We start from the raw sequence: 3547 nt of genomic DNA, 5'->3' as shown, positions 1-3547 counted from the left end.
CGAAGCAGAGGCAAACTTCTATGCTGCTCTGAAAAGATCAGATATGGCCGCGTAACTAAGACAAATCAGCCTCCGGCAAACCCGGCGCGGTTCAAAACACCGGTCTCAAGGACGACACAGACGATATGCTCCATCTCCGCACTCAAAGCGCGTGAGAGTACATCCGGATCGGTGGGTTTCCTGTAAGATGTCACGATGTCACCGCGATCATCACGCAGGCAAACCGCCGTTTCATCCTTCGATACATCAAGGCCAACAAAATAGCGTTTCATCACAGCTCTCCTTTTTCTGATGCGGCAACTATGCACCGCCCGAGAGCGCGGATGATCAATTACTCAGAGTGATATCTGCGCACCAGACTTGGTTCGGGCAGGCGATGACTGCGCTCCTCAACAGGTATGGCCAGATCTTGTGCTGCGGGTGCTTCTTGCTGGTATTCGGTTCCTGGTAAATCGGGACCAACCGCATAAGGCGCGTTAACCTGCGCACACGATGGCGGCCACATTTGTGATCCGTCCGCTTCATGTATCGGGCCATTCACTGACCGGCAGGGTATTCACGAAGTGAATATCCCGAGAGGTTGCCGTGACCCATACCAAGGTGTTTCCAGAAACTGTTTGTCGATTATTTTCATGAACCGCAGGTTCTCAACGCTTTCACCGACGGGCTGATAGTAAAGCCGCGATCGCGACAGCTGCAACAGTTTGCACTGTTTACGAAGGCTTAACTTGTGATCCCGGTTCACCATTTTTGCCTCACGTCCCGAGCAACTGATGCGAGGCTTCGGCCAAAAAATCCCATTCCACAACCAACTGGCCGATCTTCGAGTGCAGCTTGTCGACGTCCGCGGCGCTTACCTGTTCCAGAGCCCCGCCACGGCGCGTAAACGCCGTCGCCATGTTATCTATCGCTGACCGTTTCCAAGTTCCGATCTGGGTCAGATGGACGCCATACTTCTTGGAAAGTTCAGCAAGCGTCATCTCCTCGCGGATCGCTTCAAGCGCAACCTTGGCCTTAAACTCGGGTGAATGGTTCTTTCGTTTCTTCATTTAGGATCGTCACTTTCATCATGCGATCCACCTTAACCGCTGGCCTGAGTTGCCGCGACCACCTCTCAATTCACCTCTCCCATATTACGCGTTGTCTTGCAATCCAAAGGTGGTCCGGCATTTTTTTAACTGTGAAGCCTTGCTCTCCAAGTAACCGTTTCGCTTCGTCTGCAGTTTCAGCCAGTGCCCAACCACGAACGACCGATTCACTACTTTTATCAGCGGGCAACTCAGTTTTCCAAACTTGTAGCATACGCAACTCCAATACTATTGTCAGAGCTTCATAAGCTCATAATTTAGTTAAAGAGTATTTTAAAGTTCTACAAATTTACGACATTTCATTTATGTTTGATCCCAAGGGTTGATGGTCTGATCCTTTCTCAGGGATGGAAGAATGCAGCATGGCACAAGTTCGCCAGGCATTGCCAACTTGCTACCGCACCTTGGCGCGAGTAGCGCTTTGTTATGCCGATAGCAGCTGAGTTGTCGCGCCTGAAGGGCTATCGTTTCACCTGTGAAGTCGTGGCCTATGCCGTATGGGCCAAACATCGCTTCGCGCTCAGCACGGCGGACGTAGAGGATCTGCTGGCTGAACGCGGTGTAACTGTCAGCCGAGAAACCCTGCGCGATTGGGTGAACCGATTTGGCCGAAATTTCGCCGATTGCATCAAACTCGACCGTCCCACCGCTGCAGGCCAAGGCATCTGGACGAAGTCCTCGTTCCGATCAACGACGTGAAGCAGTGGCTGTGGCGAGCGGTGGATGCGAACGGGGACGTGCTGGATATCCTTGTGCAGCCGCGCCGAAACGCCAAAGCTGCCAAGCGTTTCCTCGTGCGGCTGACCGCCGGTTTTGGCAAACCCCGTGTCGTCGTAACTGACAAATTGCGCAGTTACATCAAACCGATCCGGGCTCTTGCGCCTGAAGCTGATCATCAGGCACACAAAGGGTTTAATAATCGCATCGAGCGTTCGCACCGGCCAATCCATAAACGGAAATAGGTAATGGGCCGGTCTAAATCGATCCGGCAGACGCAAAGGCTCCTCGCGGCCCACGATCTAACCAACGCGATGTTCAGACCCCGCCGCTACCGCCTCTCCGACGTGTCATACCGCATGCAAGGTCAGATGCTTTCAATCTGTGGCGCCGGTACGCGCTTGAACTGACCACCGGAGAAATTCACCCTTGGGTACCGTTACAGTGCAGTGCCGTTAAGTTGGCAATGCCGATCCACCTTAACGACTGTTCCAAATTTCTGCGGCCACCTGTATTATCTAGGGGGTACTTTTCAACCACCAACGGTGCCTTCACCGAAGAGATCGTACTTCAGTATCTGAAAAATCACGCTGCCGATACTGCCGGGGCCAGCCGGTAGTCGTTCAACTATTCATTAATTGAAAATTTACATCAACATGATAAAAGCCGAATTGACTTAGAGCGTTTTCAAGCTACTAGAAATCCAGCCGCCTATTTGGGGTTGAGTAAGTGATGAAACGTGATTGCTTTGTCAATAACAAAACGAAACGGAAACAGTGTCCCAATGATCGCGGATGGATGGTGCGTAACATACACAAACATATGCCTCGCCGACGTCCTCAGAATATTGGATCTAAGCAATGATTCTGCACTCCATGCTATGCGAAGAAAAATTTTAGTGCCAAACGGAACTCTTGCCGTAGCGACCCTTGACCAGATGAAATCCTTCAATTTTTGGGACTGCTACCGTGTCGACTTTATCTTGAACTCGGGTGTGGTATCAGAAAATTTATCTTTATCGTTTTATGATTCTTGCGCTGACATAATTTCCAAAGGCATTGAAGAAGGTCAGATCGAAGTGTTTTCGGATATATATTACCTGCTTATGGACAGTAGCGAGGATGTAGAAATAATTGATGAAGAGAAATTTCGTGATTTGGCTTTTCATCTTTGTATTTCGTTCGAAAAATGCCTGTTGAGGTCCGACGCGGTTTTTTATTGGCATTTTCTAAAATGCCAAATGCTAGATTTGTACGCGTTGTTCGGCGGGCAAAAGGAGCTTGCGAATATTCCTTTGAACTTTCTGACAAACTCGCATGCTTGCCTGTCTAATAAAGAAAGATCTATCTCAGCCATTCTTCAAGGTAACAGAGAAATCCTATACTCAAAGTTCACATCTCGTCCCGGCGTTGTTGCAGAACTCGGTAGTTCACATTGAACAACGTCCAAGCTGCTGATTTTGCGTCATAAAGCGCTGATTTCTTTGGCTTTGAACTGCATGGTTTCATAGGATTCCACTGGAAACCCTGCAATTTTGGACCCGCCCCATGAAACACCGCGACCGTGCACCACAACAGGACGATCTCCTGCGGCCTCGGCTGGTCGACATGATCGACATGCGCCACGAACTCGTGAAGCTCGCGGCCTTGATCGACTGGGAGTGGTTCGAGCGGGAATGGGCCGGGTTCTTTCCATCCAAGGAGGGGCGCCCGGCGACGCATCCCAGGCTGGTGGCCGGGCTG

At 50.6% G+C, this 3547-nt stretch carries 4 protein-coding genes and 2 pseudogenes; 3 read left to right on the top strand and 3 right to left on the bottom strand.

All coding sequences use genetic code 11. The annotated features are described in order from the left end of the window. Positions 1–65: 65 nt before the first annotated feature. The 3 genes and pseudogenes from EDD52_RS23360 to EDD52_RS24210 all read right to left on the bottom strand — a co-directional run bounded on the left by EDD52_RS23360 (position 66) and on the right by EDD52_RS24210 (position 1049). Complete coding sequence (locus tag EDD52_RS23360; protein WP_132249003.1) at positions 66–272, bottom strand: hypothetical protein; 207 nt, start codon at positions 270–272, stop codon at positions 66–68. 67 nt (positions 273–339) lie between these two features. Next, positions 340–510, bottom strand: a pseudogene (locus EDD52_RS24445) (IS3 family transposase); the annotation flags it as partial. A 245-nt stretch (positions 511–755) separates the two neighbouring features. Further along, positions 756–1049, bottom strand: a complete 294-nt coding sequence (locus EDD52_RS24210) for a transposase (RefSeq protein ID WP_132249002.1) — start codon at positions 1047–1049, stop codon at positions 756–758. A 465-nt stretch (positions 1050–1514) separates the two neighbouring features. Here EDD52_RS24210 and EDD52_RS23350 point away from each other — a divergent pair. The 3 genes and pseudogenes from EDD52_RS23350 to EDD52_RS23335 all read left to right on the top strand — a co-directional run. Then, a pseudogene (locus EDD52_RS23350) lies at positions 1515–2214 on the top strand (IS6 family transposase); the annotation flags it as partial. 489 nt (positions 2215–2703) lie between these two features. Beyond that, positions 2704–3243 carry a hypothetical protein gene (locus EDD52_RS23340; protein ID WP_132249001.1) on the top strand — a complete coding sequence of 180 codons (540 nt, stop codon included), beginning with the start codon at positions 2704–2706 and terminating at the stop codon, positions 3241–3243. A 109-nt stretch (positions 3244–3352) separates the two neighbouring features. Then, on the top strand, positions 3353–3547 hold a 195-nt coding region (locus EDD52_RS23335; protein WP_481374240.1), incomplete at its 3' end, for a transposase.

Origin of the sequence: Primorskyibacter sedentarius, from assembly GCF_004342065.1 — a bacterium.
GTDB lineage: Bacteria > Pseudomonadota > Alphaproteobacteria > Rhodobacterales > Rhodobacteraceae > Primorskyibacter > Primorskyibacter sedentarius.
This window is presented reverse-complemented; position numbering and strand designations above follow the sequence as displayed.

What these genes read in the sequence shown, in the direction of transcription:
- EDD52_RS24210 (WP_132249002.1), bottom strand. Translation starts at nt 1,049, where the DNA reads ATGAAGAAACGAAAGAACCATTCACCCGAGTTTAAGGCCAAGGTTGCG.
- EDD52_RS23360 (WP_132249003.1), bottom strand. Translation starts at nt 272, where the DNA reads ATGAAACGCTATTTTGTTGGCCTTGATGTATCGAAGGATGAAACGGCG.